This window comes from Flavobacterium sp., from assembly GCF_043778725.1.
In the GTDB taxonomy this organism is placed as follows: Bacteria; Bacteroidota; Bacteroidia; order Flavobacteriales; family Flavobacteriaceae; genus Flavobacterium.
Genome location: NZ_JAYWFT010000035.1, coordinates 1 through 16,323, shown reverse-complemented (window position 1 = coordinate 16,323; position 16,323 = coordinate 1). Strand labels below are relative to the sequence as shown.

The 16,323-nt window shown below is 32.8% G+C and carries 9 protein-coding genes; all 9 read right to left on the bottom strand.

Features of this window, described 5'->3' with window-relative positions:
* The coding region (locus ACH2CG_RS03260; RefSeq protein WP_395062152.1) for a fibronectin type III domain-containing protein at positions 1-4,262 on the bottom strand (4,262 nt) is incomplete at its 3' end.
* A 68-nt stretch (positions 4,263-4,330) separates the two neighbouring features.
* The gene (locus ACH2CG_RS03255) at positions 4,331-5,554 is read right to left on the bottom strand and encodes an NAD(P)/FAD-dependent oxidoreductase (RefSeq protein WP_395062150.1); all 1,224 of its coding nucleotides are present in this window, start codon (positions 5,552-5,554) and stop codon (positions 4,331-4,333) included.
* A 54-nt stretch (positions 5,555-5,608) separates the two neighbouring features.
* Positions 5,609-6,268, bottom strand: a complete 660-nt coding sequence (locus ACH2CG_RS03250; RefSeq protein ID WP_395062148.1) for a glycerophosphodiester phosphodiesterase — start codon at positions 6,266-6,268, stop codon at positions 5,609-5,611.
* A 1-nt stretch (position 6,269) separates the two neighbouring features.
* Positions 6,270-7,133, bottom strand: coding sequence for a cupin-like domain-containing protein (locus ACH2CG_RS03245; RefSeq protein ID WP_395062146.1), 864 nt, complete (start codon positions 7,131-7,133; stop codon positions 6,270-6,272).
* Between the two features lie 161 nt (positions 7,134-7,294).
* The gene (locus ACH2CG_RS03240; RefSeq protein ID WP_395062144.1) at positions 7,295-8,944 is read right to left on the bottom strand and encodes an alpha-amylase family glycosyl hydrolase; all 1,650 of its coding nucleotides are present in this window, start codon (positions 8,942-8,944) and stop codon (positions 7,295-7,297) included.
* Positions 8,945-8,993: 49 nt separating this feature from the next.
* Positions 8,994-10,829 carry a glycoside hydrolase family 13 protein gene (locus ACH2CG_RS03235; RefSeq protein ID WP_395062142.1) on the bottom strand — a complete coding sequence of 612 codons (1,836 nt, stop codon included), beginning with the start codon at positions 10,827-10,829 and terminating at the stop codon, positions 8,994-8,996.
* A 218-nt stretch (positions 10,830-11,047) separates the two neighbouring features.
* Entirely contained in the window at positions 11,048-13,159 is a 2,112-nt protein-coding gene (locus ACH2CG_RS03230; protein WP_395062140.1) for a glycoside hydrolase family 97 protein, read from the bottom strand.
* 75 nt (positions 13,160-13,234) lie between these two features.
* The gene (locus ACH2CG_RS03225; protein WP_395062138.1) at positions 13,235-13,852 is read right to left on the bottom strand and encodes a transposase; all 618 of its coding nucleotides are present in this window, start codon (positions 13,850-13,852) and stop codon (positions 13,235-13,237) included.
* 203 nt (positions 13,853-14,055) lie between these two features.
* Positions 14,056-16,323, bottom strand: a 2,268-nt coding sequence (locus ACH2CG_RS03220) for a glycoside hydrolase family 65 protein (protein WP_395062136.1), incomplete at its 5' end; no start/stop codon positions are given.

Below are 16,323 nucleotides of genomic sequence, written 5' to 3'. Positions count from 1 at the left end.
TTTAATTTTACTTTAAACGTTATATAACCTTTACCAATATTAGTTTCTGCAATTGATACAGGTAGTTGAATATTGTTGAAACTCCATGTTAAGTTTGTGCCAACTCTATCCATTGTATAATCATGACTTGCACTTACCATTAATAAACTAGTTTCATCAATTTTAGAATCTAAAATATCGTTTACATTAATATTTATTGCACTTGTAGTTCCAGTATTTTCAAATCTAATGGTGTAATATAAATAATCTGTAGCACTAAAAGTAGAAAATAAAACTTTCTCTCCATGAGATTCTATTTTGTCATTTGGATCATAGGCGCCAATTACTGCTTGCGTTAATGAACTTGCATTGTTAGATGGGACTAAATCTCCAACTACAGAAACAATTGAAGCGGTATTTGTTAATAGTTGACCAATGCTCACGGTAGGTATTGGTGGAACTTGCATTGTAATTGTAATTACTCTAGTTTCAAATGGCAATAAATTAGAAAATGTGTAGGTAAATCCATTAATTATACTAGTTGTTCCTGCTTGTGATATTGAGGAAATAACTGTTGCATTGTTGTTGTTAAAAGTAACCGTTCCAGATGATATAGTTTGACTACCCAAATTGGTATAAACAAGTTTGTTTTGATATGTAGTTCCAGTTCTTGGCGCGTTCATTGGTACCAGAGCAACGGCTAAATCATTATAAACTTGCGTTACAGTTATTGGGAAATTATAAGTAACCATTCCGCCACCAATAACAACATTTACATTGCTGTATGAAGACGTGCTAATTGCATACATTGCGTTATAAGATGGGTCAATTGTGTAATTAAAATCATATAAATTTGTACCGTTAATATCATAAATATTATAAACTCCTGTTGGTGCAATTACATTGTGTACATTACCACTATTTACAGTATAATGAAATTGACCAATAGGAAAATTAACTTCACCATTATCTTGACTTCCATTATTATTGTTGTCTAAAAAGGCATTAAGACGTAGTCCAGAACAATCTATAGCTCCAGTAGATGTAGTGTCCATATTAATTCTAATAAATCCAGCTTGATTACTAAAATTAGTAACCATCAATAAATAATACTCGCCAACTTGAGCATTTGCAATAACTGGATGTTCAACTGCTGCTCCAGAGTAACTGCAACTTACAGTATTACTTTGATTTAATCCTGATGCACAAGGAGAAATAGGATTTGTAAATGGACCATAAACTATATAATCTACATCTAGATTGTTTGTTGTAAAATTGATAGTTGTACTTTGTTCAATGGTTAAATTTAAAGTTCCAGGAGAACTAACCGGTAAATAAAACCATGTCGGATTTGGTGTTGAATATAGACATCCATAATTATTAGAATTCCCAATTTCAGCATTTATTCCTTGATGGGTATTGGTAAATGGATTGCCCAATGCACTGCATAATGAATTTGCTAAATTGCAATTGTGCGCCAAGTTGCAATCTGAATTTGCACTTAACGGAATGCTATAAATTTTATCACAATCATTAACAATAGATTCCCTAACAAATATTGTTATTGCTGCAGATGAAATAGGAACAGAATAATTAATAATATTAGTTATTGGCGAGGTTAAACTTATTGCATTTGCTAAAGATGTATAATAGCTTAAAGGATTTATTGTTGTTATCTGCGGATTGTTAGTCAAGTCAAATACTACGTTTCCGTCGCCATTATCATCACATTGATTTATTCCAGAAAGAAAAATTGTAGGCGATATGCTTTGAGAAGTAACAGTGAAATTCACAATTTGATGTTCAAGTGTTACCGTATTATTAATTCGAGCATATATCGTTTGTGTATTATTAGTCACGCAATACGGAGACAATAACGCATTTGTCTCTGAGGTTGCATTTGATAAAGAACTATAATAAGTTATAATAATATTTGCAGAATTTGTTGATCCTAAGATTGATATGTTGTTGTCATTTAAATTAAAACAACTCGTTCCAGAATCATTGCAACTTGTCATATTTACTGGTTGACCATTTGTTATTGAGCAAGTTGGAGTTGTAAATGACAATGCCGACCAATTACTTGATAATGTACCAGAACAAATAGTTCTAACATAAAAAGTATAAGAACTTGAGCAAGCTAATCCTGTTGCTTGATAAAAATTAGAACTAATAGTTGTTCCCAAAGAAGTTGCAGTAGGGTTAGGATTGGTTGACTGTAATACTAAAACTTCCCACAATGTAGCGTTGTTTGCAGGCCATGAAAAGTTATAACTACCATTGTTACTTATTGTTGTAGGAGCAGGGCAAGTAGATGTTGAAAAAGTTAATGGTGATGACCAAACACTGCTGTCGCTTGTAGAGCAAATAGATCTTATATAAATTTTGTAAGTTCCAACAGACAATCCCGTTATTACATAAGGATTGCTCGAAGTTATTATTCCAGTTGAAGCGCCAGTTGGTGCAGAAGCTGAAGACGGTAGTACAATTACTTCCCATTGAGTTGCTGTTCCTGTTTCTTGCCAGTTTATTGTGCCTCCAGAAAAAGTTATATTTGATACAGCGCTTAAAATTGGTGTTGAACAAGTTGGAGAAGCTCCGCAGCTAACACTCGCATTCCAGCCAGCTTTGTTTATTAATGAGTCACTTCTAAATCTGAATGTTAATGATCCATCAGAACTAGAAGAGGTAAATGGACCAGGAATTGTTGTTCCAGAAAAGGAACCTGCCAAACCTCCAGGAACACTTCCACCTGAATTACCACTAGAAATAATAGGTGAATTTATAGAATTTCCATTAAATACATATAATCCATCCCAGTTTGCTTCTGTGTCAAATGCTGTAAAAGTTACAGTAACAACTTCGCCTGCATTAGTTGGATAAATTGTAGTTGTCGCATCGGTGTTGTTAAAGTAAAACGCATTCAATCCGCCATTATCTGTAAAATCTCCACCACAAACAGGAGTTTGTAAACCAGGAGGTATTGTAGTAAATAGTAAACCAGCAGACCAAGCTGAGAAAGACTGGTTTGTACATAAAGATCGTACATAAACTTTATAAGATACACCGCTTGTTAATCCAGATAAGGATATAGTGTTACTACTAGTTAAAGTTCCGCTAGTAGGCAATGTTGTTAGTGTAGATAATTGTACAGCATATTCCCAACTAGTAGCGTTAGCGTTGTTTAACCAACTAATGTCTACCGTAGTTGTAGTGATATTAGATGAAATAATTTGTGTTGGAACGGCACAAGAAACAGAAGTTGTAAAAGAATATGGAGTTGTCCATGCAGAAAAAGTTTGATTGCTACAAAATGCTCTTACATAAAATTTATAAGATGAACTTGCAATTAATCCAGATGGAATTGCTGCATTAGTTGTTGTGGTCGTTCCAGACGAAGGTAATGTTGTTACTGAAGATAATTGTACAGCATATTCCCAACTTGTAGCGTTTGAGTTATTAGCCCAAGCAAAATTGGCTGAACTAGACGTCACATTAGAAACTGTAACTAGAGTAGGAGTGGCACATGATGGAGATGTAACTATTGTTGTGGCTGCAGACCAATTACTAAAAGTTCCATTACCACAGTCTGACCTAACATAAGCTTGATAAGATGTAGCAGGAGTTAAATTTGAAATTGTAAAACCAACATTACTATTTGTTACTATTCCATTCGAAGGTAATGCAGTACCAGATGCAACCAAAGCAACTTCCCATGAACTTGAACTTGCTATATTGTTCCAAGATAAACTTACCGATGATGATGTTATGTTACTTGCAGAAATTTGAGTTGGACTCAAGCAACTTCCAGCATTTTGAATTTGCAATGTGTAACCAAGTGTTTGCGGCGTAGCATTAGTTGATATTGCAATAATATAAGTATGTCCAGCTAAAACTGATAATTGCGGAATTTCTCTTAAAGTGCTTCCAGAATTTGCTACTCCAGCAACACAACTTATACCAAGGTTGGAGCAACCATCATAAACAAAAATTCCAGACCAACCAGCCAATGGCGTCATTTTTATATTTATAATTTCGTTATTTGCAGGTGTATATGAATAAAACACATCATTTCCTGTCATATAATTTAAGGTAGATGTAATGCATGTTGTAGGTTGCGAAACATCATAAACATCACTATAATTTGCAGTATTATCAGTAGTTTGATAAGGAAGAGAAGCTATTGGAGTTGCATTAGTGCATGAAAATCCAGTTTGTGAATAGCTTGAGTAAAAAGACGAAAAAAATATCGCAAAAAGCGAGATAAGTAAATGTTTTTTCATATTTGGTTTGTTTTGAATTCCAAATATACATTGATTTTTAATACATTACATAAAAAAAATGTTTTTTTTTAACCTATTGTTTCGGCAACTATAAAGCTGCTTGTCCAGGCATTCTGAAAATTAAAACCGCCAGTTATAGCATCAATATTTACAATTTCACCTGCAAAAAATAAGTTTTTATGCACTTTGCTTTCCATAGATTTAAAGTTAATTTCCTTTAAATCTATTCCGCCAGCAGTAACAAATTCCTCTTTAAAAGTGCTTTTTCCGTTCACTTGAAATTGTCCGTTTGTAAGTTGATTCGCTAAATTTTGCAATTGATTTTTGGTTAAATCGGCCCATTTTATTTCTTCAGATATTTCTGATGCCAAAACCAAACTTTCCCATAATCGATTCGGAAAGTCAAACGGTGATTTCTTAGAAACTGCTTTTTTAGAATGTTCTAATTTTAATTCTTTTAGTTTTTCTAGAGTTTCCTCAAATGTTAAGTCGTTTAGCCAATTCACCTCCAAAATAAATTGATAATTTTTTTCTGCCAAAATTCTTGCACCCCAAGCCGAAAGTCTCAAAATTCCTGGCCCAGACATTCCCCAATGTGTAATTAAAAGTGGTCCAGAAGATTCGAGCTTAGTGTTTTTGACCTTTACAGATGCAAAAGCAGATAATCCCATTAAATCTTTAATGCGAGTATCTTTAATGTTAAACGTGAAAAGTGACGGAACGGCTTCAATAATAGTATGTCCAATTTCTGATAACATTTCCCAAATTTTTGGATTACTTCCAGTTGTCATAACTAATTTTTGACAAGCAAAAGTTGCTACTGTAGTTTCAACTTTCCAATAATTTTCTTCTAAATTTTCTGCTTTAAAAATAGATTGAACGCTCTGATTTGTTAATACATCTATTCCAAGTTTTTTGGTAGCATTTGTAAAACAATCTATAATAGTTTGCGATGAATCGGATATTGGAAACATTCTGCCATCATCCTCAATTTTTAGTTCAACATCATGTTTTTCAAACCATTCTATAGTGTCGCCAGAAGAAAATTGGTGAAAAGGTCCGCGTAGTTCTTTCTCGCCACGAGGATAAAATTTTACCAAATCGTTTGGAACAAAGCAGGCATGGGTAACATTACATCGTCCGCCACCAGAAATTCTAACTTTGGTTAAAACTTCCTTTCCGCGTTCGAGAATAGCAACTTTTAATTTTGGATTTTTCTCTACAATGTTAATAGCAGTAAAAAATCCTGCAGCGCCTGCGCCAACTATAATTATATCGTATTTTGAATTCATTTATTTTTAAACCTCTTAATGAAACGTTTTTTTGTCTAAATGACAAACTGATGTTTAAACTCTATCTGGAAAATCCGAAATTATACCATCAACTTTCAATGATTTTACAAAGGTAATGTCTTCTAAGAGATTTACCGTCCAAGTGTAGATTTTAAATTGGTTTTCTTGTACAAGTTTTACATTTTTAGAATTCAATAATTTAAAGTAGGGATTTATGGAATGTGCGTTTATTTTTTTAGCAAATAGTAATGCTTCTTCAATTTTATTTTCAGTTAGAACACCAAGTTGTAATTTCGGATTTACATTTGAAATAGATTCTAAAATAGTCCAATCAAAACTTGAAATCTGAAATAGATTTATATTCCAATTTTTTTCTAAAATATAAATTTGAATTAAATCTAAAACCGGTTTTGTAGCTTTTGAATCCTTAATTTCGATATTTAAAAAGCATCGTTCCTTTATTAAATCAAGAACTTGTTCTAGTGTTGGAATGTTTAATTTTTTTAAATCAGATGAAGTAAAATCGTTTACTAAACCTTTTCCATTCGAAGTTCTATCAATAGTTTCATCATGAATTACAACAACTTTTCCATCAAAAGATAAATGAACATCAAGTTCAATTCCATCAACACCCATTTCGATTGCTTTTTGAAATGAAGCCAGAGTATTTTCGGCAACATACCCTTTTGCTCCGCGATGTCCTATTTTTATCATTTTATTTTAGTAAAGCATTGGTGCGTCTTATTGCTTCTGCATCTTTATAATCTAACCATTCTTGACCTTTGCGTTTTCGCATCCAATTGTCGTAGTATCTAATAATTGCAACATTTGCAAATCCTTTTACTAAATTACTTGGGCGACCAGCGAGTGAGCGTAAACTTAACGAAAATCCTGGGGTTAGATATTTCATGTAATGCCACCAACCTTCGGGCATGTAGAGCATTTCGCCGTGTTGCAAATTGGTGATATATGGTTTGATTTTTTTTAAAGCAGGAAATTTTTCAAAATCTGGATTGTCAAAATCGATATCTTCATTACAAATCCATGAATAGGGAAGACGATACATGTATTTAGTGTCTTTTGGATCTACTAAAACACATTGTTTTTTTCCTGCAAAATGAAAGTGAAAAATATTTGGAAAATCTATGTCGTAATGCATAAAAACCTTAGCGTCTTGGCCTCCAAAAAACAATAAGGGTAAACTTTTTAATAACCTAATTCCCATATTTGGCCATTTTATATCGGCTTTCATTGAAGGTACATCTTTCATTAAATTGTATAAAAATATACGCAAATCTGTTGGTCCTTTTTCAAGAATATCAATGTATTCTGACATGGTCATTGTAAAATCGGGTTCGTTTACTTTTTTTGTATAATCTGTTTTTCTACTATCATATAACGGTACCATTTTATCGCCTGCAACTTCTCTTAAAAAATCAAAATTCCATTTTGTAAAGGCTGGCCAATCTTCTATTTGATTAGTAATTACTACTGGTTTTTGCAGTTTGTAGTAGTTTTCTATAAATTCTTCTTTGGTAAGTTTTTCAACCCTTTCTATTTCAATATATTCAAATGCCATAACTTATTATTGTTGCGTTTTTTTGTATTGATTTTAAAAAAATTCAAATTAAAGATACAATATAATAAACTGTTTTTTTGTTATTTAACATTTTTTCAACAAAAAAAACACTTTTTTAAGGTGTTTTTTTTGATTTATTAGAATTGAAATTATTATAAACACTATTTTTCAAGTAGTATAATTGTAAAATCTGAATCGATTTTTACTTTTCCGTCTACAACAATTGCAAACTGATTGGAATAGGTGTCCTTTACTTTAGTTCCATTTTCAAAAATAGTTCCAACAGAAATTTCTTTATTTCCAATAGGTAAATCCAATCCAACTACAACTTTGTCGGTAAAATTATCTTTAGAATAGACACGACTAAAAACATAAGGAGAAGCCGAAATTTGTACGTGATTTCCGGCGCCAACGGCTGGATGGTCTCTTCTAAACTGTCCTAGCTTTTGCCAATGATTCAATAATTTGGAAGTCATTTTGTTGGTTTTAAAATCATCCCAATTCATCAACGAACGCAAAGTTGCATCACCTTGAGTGCCTTCAATTTCTAAAGAACGCGCTAATTCATCACCATAATATACTTGAGAAATTCCTGGTGCTAGTAATAATTTGGTTCCAGATTCAAATGTTTTTTCACGTTTTTTATCAAACGGCCAACCGTCATCATGAGAGGTAACATAGTTCATCACCGTATTTCCTTTTAAATCGTCTTGAAGAATAGATGCGTATTTTGAAAACAATGGTTCATAGTTCATCTTTGCTTCATTTCTAAAATCAAAATTGATTAAACCAGTAAAACCGTTAGCGAAATAATCGACTTTTTTATCACCAAAATCGTAAATTCTTTTGCTTCCAATGTTGTAACCATAAACTTCTCCAACAGTAAAAAACGGATTGTTATCTAACACTTTTTTTGGATTTTTTGCTTTAAATTCTGCGAAAGCTGCATCGCATACTTTCTTGAAATCTGCCCAAACATCTTCTGTTGTGTGTTTTGCTGTATCTACTCTGTAACCATCAATTCCGTAATCTAAAATATAATCTGAAAGCCATTTCATGATGTAATATTTAGGCGCACGAGGATAATTTGTTTTAGCAAAAAAGGCATTCAATTCGGCTAGTTCTTCTTCGTAACGTCTTTCTTTTTTCCATTTTTCTACTAAAAAAGGAGGTAATTCTACTGCTTGATTACTTTCGGTTTTTACATCTGGAAGATTTTCTACCAAGGTGCACGCAATTGTATTTTCATAATTGTTGTACTGACATTTTGGTGACGTTCTAACCCAATCACTCGGATAAACAGCATCTTCAGAAGTAACTGGTCCAGTGTGATTGATTACCGCATCAAGCATAATTCTAATTCCTTTAGCATGCGCTTTTTGTACTAACTCTGCCAAATCTTTTTTGGTTCCGAAATTAGGATCTAATGCGCTCCAATCTCGAGTCCAATAGCCGTGAAATGCATACGAAAAACCTGTTCCTTCATCAACTCCATCATGAATTTGCTCCACAATTGGTGTCATCCAAATTACGTTTATTCCTAAATTTTCAAAATAACCTTCGTCTAATTTTTGAATAATTCCACGAATATCACCGCCTTCAAATCCACGTAATTTTCCAGTTGGTTTGTTTCTGTTGTAATTGAAATCGTTGGTTTTGTCGCCGTTATTAAATCTATCGGTTAATAAAAAATAAACGTTGGCACTTTCCCAAACGAAAGGTGTTTTAGTTTCTTTAGAAGCTGTTTCTTTTGTTGATTTACAACTTGAGAAAAGTGATACAATAGTAATTATGAATAGTAGTTTTTTCATTTTAAACCATTAAGGGATTTAAGAAAATTAAGTTTTTGATGATTTACAATTATTTTAATTCTAAAATCAGAACCGATTTTCCTTCTATTTGAATATCATTTTTTAAGTCAAATGATTTATCAGATAATACATCTTTACCAGATTTATATTTTGAAATGTTTTCTTGAAATCTATTTGTTTTGAACGTTTTCGATTCTGTACTGTTATTGATTACTACCATTACGCTTTCTGAATCATTGTGTCTAAAGTAAACATAAACATTATTTTCTGGAATATAATGCGTAGTTTTTCCTGAATGAATTACCGATTTGGTTTTTCTCCATGTAAATAATTTTGATGAAAAATCGAAGAATTTTGCTTGTTCAGCAGTTCTTCCAGATTTTGAGAAAGCGTTGTTTGCATCGCCATTCCATCCGCCAGGAAAATCTTTTCGGATATCGGCATCGCCTAGTTTGTCTTTGTTTCCAGCCATTCCAATTTCTGAACCGTAATAAATTTGAGGAATACCACGAACAGTTGCAATTAAGGTCATTGCCATTTGGTATTTCTTGAAATCGTTTTTATAAATTTCGTTGAAACGTTGCGTGTCGTGATTTTCTGCAAATACCAAAATGCTATTCGGATTTGGATATAAGAAATCATTAGTAAAATTGTCATACGCTTTTATCATTCCTCTATCCCAAGAACCATTGTCTTCGTTGAACATCGAGCTTATTGCATCATGTAAGGTAAAATCCATAACGCTTGGTAAATAGGAATTGTAGTTTTGAATCGCTCCAATTTTACTATCTTTTTGCCAATAGGCCATTTGCGCTTGATCGTGCATCCAAACTTCGCCAACTATATTGAAATTTGCATATTCGTCTGTTATGGCTTTGGTCCATTTTGAAATTCCTTCCTTGTCGTTGTAAGAATAAGTATCAACTCTAAATCCGTCTAAATCGGCATATTCTATCCACCAAATCGCGTTTTGCGTTAGGTAATTTAAAACTAAAGGATTCGATTGATTTAAATCGGGCATTGATGGAACAAACCAACCGTCCATACAATTTTTGGTGTCAATTGCCGAAGCATTTGGGTCAAATTGAGTTGTCATTCTGTAATTAGATTGTGAAAACCCTGGAAATTGGTGAATCCAATTGTACGTTGGTAAATCTTTGTACATCCAATGTTTCCAACCCCAATGATTGGTCACATAATCCATGATATTTTTCATGCCACGTTTGTGTAACTCGGCACTTAATTTCACATAATCTTCGTTAGTTCCATATCGTGGGTCGATTTTGTAAACATCCGATTGACCGTAACCGTGATACGAATATTTTTCGTCGTTGTCTTCGTTTAAAGGTGTTGGCCAAAGTGCTGTTGCGCCTAATTCTTTTAGATAATCTAGATTTTTTATAATTCCTTCAATATCGCCACCGTGTCGTCCGCCTGGAAGTTCGCGATTTCCTTTTTCTGTGACCGATTTATCGCTGTCGTTGTTTGGGTTTCCGTTGGCAAATCTATCGGGCATTATAAGATAAATTACATCAGAAGCATCATAACTTTTGCGTAAAGCAGAATTTTCTCTTCTTGATTTTAGAGAATAATTTTGTGTGAAAGCTACTTTTTTGTTTTTTGAAAAAGAGAAAACAAAATCTTGCGCAACTGTATTTTTAGTATTGATTGTTACGAAAACGTAGTTAGGATTTTCGGTTTTTTGAATACTTTCTATTACAATTGAATTGGATGCCGTTACATCATATTGTGCAATATTTTTTCCGTAGAACATAATTTGCACATTGGATAATTTCATATCTGACCACCAAAATGGAGGTTCAACGCGTTCTACTTGAGCGAAAAGTGATGTTGTGAAAAGTAGTAGTATTAAGATTTTTTTCATTGTAGTTGTGGTTTGCGTGAAGTTTTTGAATACTACAATTTTTCTCGTTAACGTTAGCGTGAAGGATTGTAGTGGAAATCCTTTCTTGTTTTTCTTTAAAACAAGAAAGATTGGAACGTAAAGCCTGACCCTTTTCGGGTCACGCCCAAATTGTTTTTATTTTTTATAAGACCTCAAAGGTTTGGAAAAAACCTTTGAGGTCTGTGACTTTGAAGAGCCTATTTATTTTCAATAATACTAATAGCATAACCGCCACCAGAGGCTGATAATTGGCTTACTTTAGATTTACTGGTAACTGCAATTTTGCGAATTGTGTAGGCTTGCGGATTGGTTTTGTAATTTGCATCTTTACCATCGGCATAAATTGTGGCTGTGTATTTTTTTCCTTTTTCTAAGAAATCTAAAGTGATGTTTGACGTTCTTGGTGTTTCTCCGTTTACGTTTCCAACAAACCAGTTGTTTGTTCCTTTTGCTTTTCTTGCAACTGTTATATAATCTCCAGGTTCTGCTTCAAGGTATTTACTTTCTGACCAATCTACGGCTACATCTTTTATGAATTGAAATGCATCTGGAAATTTGTTGTAATTTTCAATTAAATCGGACACCATTTGCAATGGACTGTACATTGTTACGTACAGAGCTAATTGGTTCGCTAATGTACTATTTACATGTGAAGTATTGTTTGGACTGAATTTTTTGATATCCATTTCGAAAATTCCTGGCGTGTAATCCATTGGTCCACCAATTAATCTTGTAAATGGTAAAATGGTTACATGGTTTGGTTTGGAACCTCCAAATGCTTGAAATTCGGTTCCTCTTGCAGCTTCGTTTCCAATCATGTTTGGATAGGTTCTACAAATTCCTGTAGGACGAACAGCTTCGTGTGCATTGACCATAATTTTATAATTGACTGCTTTTTCAATAATATATTGGTAGTGATTAATTATTGATTGGCTGTAATGGTGTTCGCCAATAGGTAGAATTGGTCCAACATAACCAGTTTTCACCGCTTCGTACCCATTTTCGTTCATGAATTGAAAAGCCTTGTCTAAGTGGCGCTCGTAATTTCTTGTTGAACCCGAAGTTTCATGGTGCATAATCATTTTTACTCCTTTAGATTTTGCATAGTCATGAATTCCTTTTACATCAAAGTCTGGATAAGGAGTAACAAAATCGAAAACGTAATCTTTGGCGTGACCAAACCAATCTTCCCAACCTTGGTTCCAACCTTCAACTAGAACTCCATCGAAACCATTTTTTGAAGCAAAATCGATGTATTCTTTTACGTGAGCTGTGTTTGCACCGTGCGTTCCGTTTGGTTTTGCTTTAGAATAATCGGTTATGCCCAATTGTACTGATGGAAAATCGTTTGTATAAGACCAAGAGCTTTTTCCAGTAATCATTTCCCACCATACACCAACATATTTTACTGGCTTAATCCACGAAGTATCTTCAATTTTGCACGGTTCGTTTAAGTTCAAAGTCATTTTAGAAGTTAAAATTTCTCTAGCATCGTCACTTACCATAATTGTTCTCCATGGAGATGTACTTGGAGCTTGAATATGTCCTTTATCACCTATTGCATCTGGCGTTAAATGTGATTCGAAAATCATATTTTTATCGTCTAAATTCAAATTCATACAAGAATAATTAATCAAAGCAGCTTCGTGTAAATTGATGTAAATTCCATCGGAAGTTTTCATCATTAAAGACGTTTGTACGCCTGTGTCTGAGAACCAAGTTTGTGATGCATTATCAGATCTTGCTTTGCCTGATAAACCTCTTATTTCAGATAATTTAGATGTAGTGTAGTCGTATTCTTGTGTGTCATAATCGCCAGAAATCCAATAGGCAGTGTGATTTCCTGTCATTGCAAATTGTGTTTTTTCTTCTTTGATTACGAAATAGATAAGATTTTTTTGTGCTGGAAATTCATACCTAAAACCTAAACCTTCGTCAAATAATCTGAAACGGATGATGATAGTTCTATCGGTTGATTTTTGATTTAGTGTAACAGCCAATTCGTTATAATGATTTCTAATTTGAGCTACTTCACCCCAAACTGGTTTCCAAGTTTCGTCGAAAGTTGACACTTTTGAATCTGAAATTGTAAAAGCATTAAGCAGTGATGTCTTGTCGTTTTTAAGTTCCAATCCAAGTTTACTGGTTTTTACAACTTCTTTGTTTTTGTATTTTAAATTGTACGTTGGCGTTCCATCACTCAAAAGTGAAAATTGCATTACGAATTCTCCATTCGGAGATTTTAATTCTTGAGCGCTTACAAGACTAATTGTGAATAGGTAAAAAAGAAGGAAAATTGATTTTTTCATGGTAATGAATTTGAGCTTTAGTTTGTTTTTATTTTAAACTCAAAAGTTTTTTTAACCTTTGAGTTTTGTAATTATTTAATCAAAATCTTCATGGTATCCTTTTCTGAAAATTTCTGTATGGTGGTAAATAAAATTTTCTTTATTTGAAAATAATTCAAAAACTTCATTACGCATTAATAATGTTGGCTTTTCAGAAATTAAAGATTGATAAGATGAATACTTATAATTACTGTAATCATTTTGAAAATTATGTTTAACAGGGTTTAAATGAGTATAAATAATTACATTTTTTAAATATTCTTCTGTGTTTATTCTTTCTCTTTTAAAACGAACTTTAAATAAACTTCCTTCTCTATCATATCTTTTATTAATTGATTTCGTGTAAGCATTAAATAAGTTCGAAAATGGTTGCGATATTTTATCAAGATTTACATTTATCTGTTCTAACTGTTCTTTAGAATTTATTTTTAAAACTAAATGAAAGTGATTTTTCATCAGACAATATGAAAAAATTGAAGCTATTGGTGCTAAATGGGTTTTTATGAGTTTTAAAAAATGTAAATAATTTTCATGTTCAATAAATAAATCTTCTTTATTATTTCCTCGATTGAATATATGATAAAAATTATCAGCCTCTAAAGTATCATATTTTCCATTATTAATCGGAATTATAATGTTTTTGTTAAACCTCAAAGGTTTTTTCAAACCTTTGAGGTTTGCTAGTCGAATAACATTGTTGTTTTAAAATTTATTTTATTTTGATAAACCTCAAAGGTTTTTTCAAACCATTGAGGTTTGCTAGTCGAATAACACTGTTGTTTTAAAATTTATTTTATTTTGTTAAACCTCAAAGGTTTGAAAAAAACCTTTGAGGTTTAATGAATTACTCTTATCAATTATACTGTAACCAAACTGTTAGGCTCAACCAAAACTTGCTTACCATTTACAATAACATTAATTTCTTTATCACCTTCCAGAGAAAATTGTGTGTCATTGTGATTCACTGAAACTTTCAAAATTTGATTTCTAAAATTAATTTTAAACGAATATCCGTTCCATTTTTTTGGGATTTTTGGTTCGAAATGTAACGTGTCATTTTTAACACGCATTCCACCAAAACCTTCCACAATACTCATCCAAGTTCCAGCCATGGACGTGATGTGACAACCTTCTTCAACCTCTTTGTTGTAATCGTCTAGATCTAAACGAGAAGTCCTAAGGTAGAACGTGTAGGCCATATCCATTTTGTCTAATTTGGCAGCTTGAATGGAGTGAACGCAAGGCGATAATGAGCTTTCATGAACCGTAAATGGCTCGTAAAAATTGAAATGTTTTTCTAATTGTTCTTTTGTAAAATGATCTTCAAAGAAATAAAACCCTTGTAAAGTATCGGCTTGCTTGATGTATGGCGAACGCAAAACTCTATCCCAAGACCATTTTTGGTTTATTGGACGTTGGCTCTTATCTAGATCTTTAACTTGAACTAAATCTTTATCTAAGAAACCATCTTGTTGCAAATACACATCATGTTCTTTAGAAAAAGGAAAGTACATATTGCCTGAAACTTTCAACCATTCTTGTAATTCGGCATCCGATAATTTTACTTTTTCGATAATTCGTTTATGATCTTGTGGATATTCTAAAGATACTTTCTGAATTTGTTCGTGAGCATAATCGATACACCATTTAGCAATATAATTGGTGTAGAAATTATTGTTTACGTTATTTTCATATTCATTCGGACCAGTAACTCCAAGAATCATGTACTGATTTTTGTTGGTCGAAAACGAAGCTCTTTGATGCCAAAAACGTGCAATTCCAATTAAAACTTCTAATCCTTTTTCTGGAATGTATGAGTAATCGCCAGTATATCTGTAATAATTGAAAATCGCGAAAGCAATCGCTCCATTTCTGTGAATTTCTTCGTGCGTGATTTCCCATTCGTTATGACATTCTTCGCCATTCATAGTTACCATTGGATACAACGCTGCGCCATTTGTAAATCCTAAATTATCTTTAGCATTTTCAATTGCTTTGTCGAGTTGATTGTATCTGTAAGTCAATAAATTACGCGCAACTTGCTGGTCTTTAGTCGCCATGTAAAACGGAATACAATAGGCTTCAGTATCCCAATAAGTGGAACCGCCGTATTTTTCTCCAGTAAATCCTTTTGGACCAATATTTAAACGCGAATCTTTTCCTAAATAGGTTTGATTTAACTGAAAAATATTGAAACGGATTCCTTGTTGTGCTTTTACATCTCCATCGATTGTGATGTCACTCATTTCCCAAATTTTTGCCCAAGCCGTAATTTGATCTTGTAAAAGTTGATTGTATCCTTTTGCTAAAGCAGCTTTTATAGCATTTTCAGCACCAGATTGTGTGTTTTCGTGATTTAGAGAGACCGTATAACCAGCCAATTTTTGTATTGTAGATTTTTCACCTTTTGCAACAGCAACTTCATACGTGAATTGTACTTTTTCTTTATCAGCAGCAACATTTGATGGAGAAAGATTTAAGTTTTCATTGTTCAACAAAATGCTATTTTGCATAAAAGTTGTAGCAATAAAATGAGTTTTGAACGTTCTTGCCGTTACAAATGCCTCATTATTATTGTGATTCACATCTAATGGTTCCCAGAATTTTTCTTCCCAGTTCGCGTCTTCGTTTGTAACTCCGGCATCGATGTAAGGTTTGTATACAATTTTAGCATCTTTATTAATAGGAGTAATTTCGTAATTAATTACACCAACTTCATCTAAATCTAAAGATAGAAAACGGTTTACATTTACAGCAATTTGAGTTCCGTTTTGTAAAGTTGCTTCAAATGAACGATAGTAAACACCTTGTTTCATATTCAATTCACGACGAAAATTTTTAACTTCTGTACACGAATTTAAATCGAAATTTTCTCCATTGATTTCGATGTCAATTCCAATCCAATTGGGCGCATTTAAAACTTTGGCAAAATATTTTGGATAACCATTTTTCCACCAACCCACTTTGGTTTTATCTGGATAGTATATTCCTGCAATGTAACTTCCTTGAAACGTTTCGCCTGAGTATTTTTCTTCAAAATTCGCTCGTTGTCCCATTGCACCGTTTCCGATACTGAACAAACTTTCGGACGATTTTACCATTTCGGTATCAAATCCTTCTTCAAT

What these genes read in the sequence shown, in the direction of transcription:
- ACH2CG_RS03255 (WP_395062150.1), bottom strand. Translation starts at nt 5,554, where the DNA reads ATGAATTCAAAATACGATATAATTATAGTTGGCGCAGGCGCTGCAGGA.
- ACH2CG_RS03250 (WP_395062148.1), bottom strand. Translation starts at nt 6,268, where the DNA reads ATGATAAAAATAGGACATCGCGGAGCAAAAGGGTATGTTGCCGAAAAT.
- ACH2CG_RS03245 (WP_395062146.1), bottom strand. Translation starts at nt 7,133, where the DNA reads ATGGCATTTGAATATATTGAAATAGAAAGGGTTGAAAAACTTACCAAA.
- ACH2CG_RS03240 (WP_395062144.1), bottom strand. Translation starts at nt 8,944, where the DNA reads ATGAAAAAACTACTATTCATAATTACTATTGTATCACTTTTCTCAAGT.
- ACH2CG_RS03235 (WP_395062142.1), bottom strand. Translation starts at nt 10,829, where the DNA reads ATGAAAAAAATCTTAATACTACTACTTTTCACAACATCACTTTTCGCT.
- ACH2CG_RS03230 (WP_395062140.1), bottom strand. Translation starts at nt 13,159, where the DNA reads ATGAAAAAATCAATTTTCCTTCTTTTTTACCTATTCACAATTAGTCTT.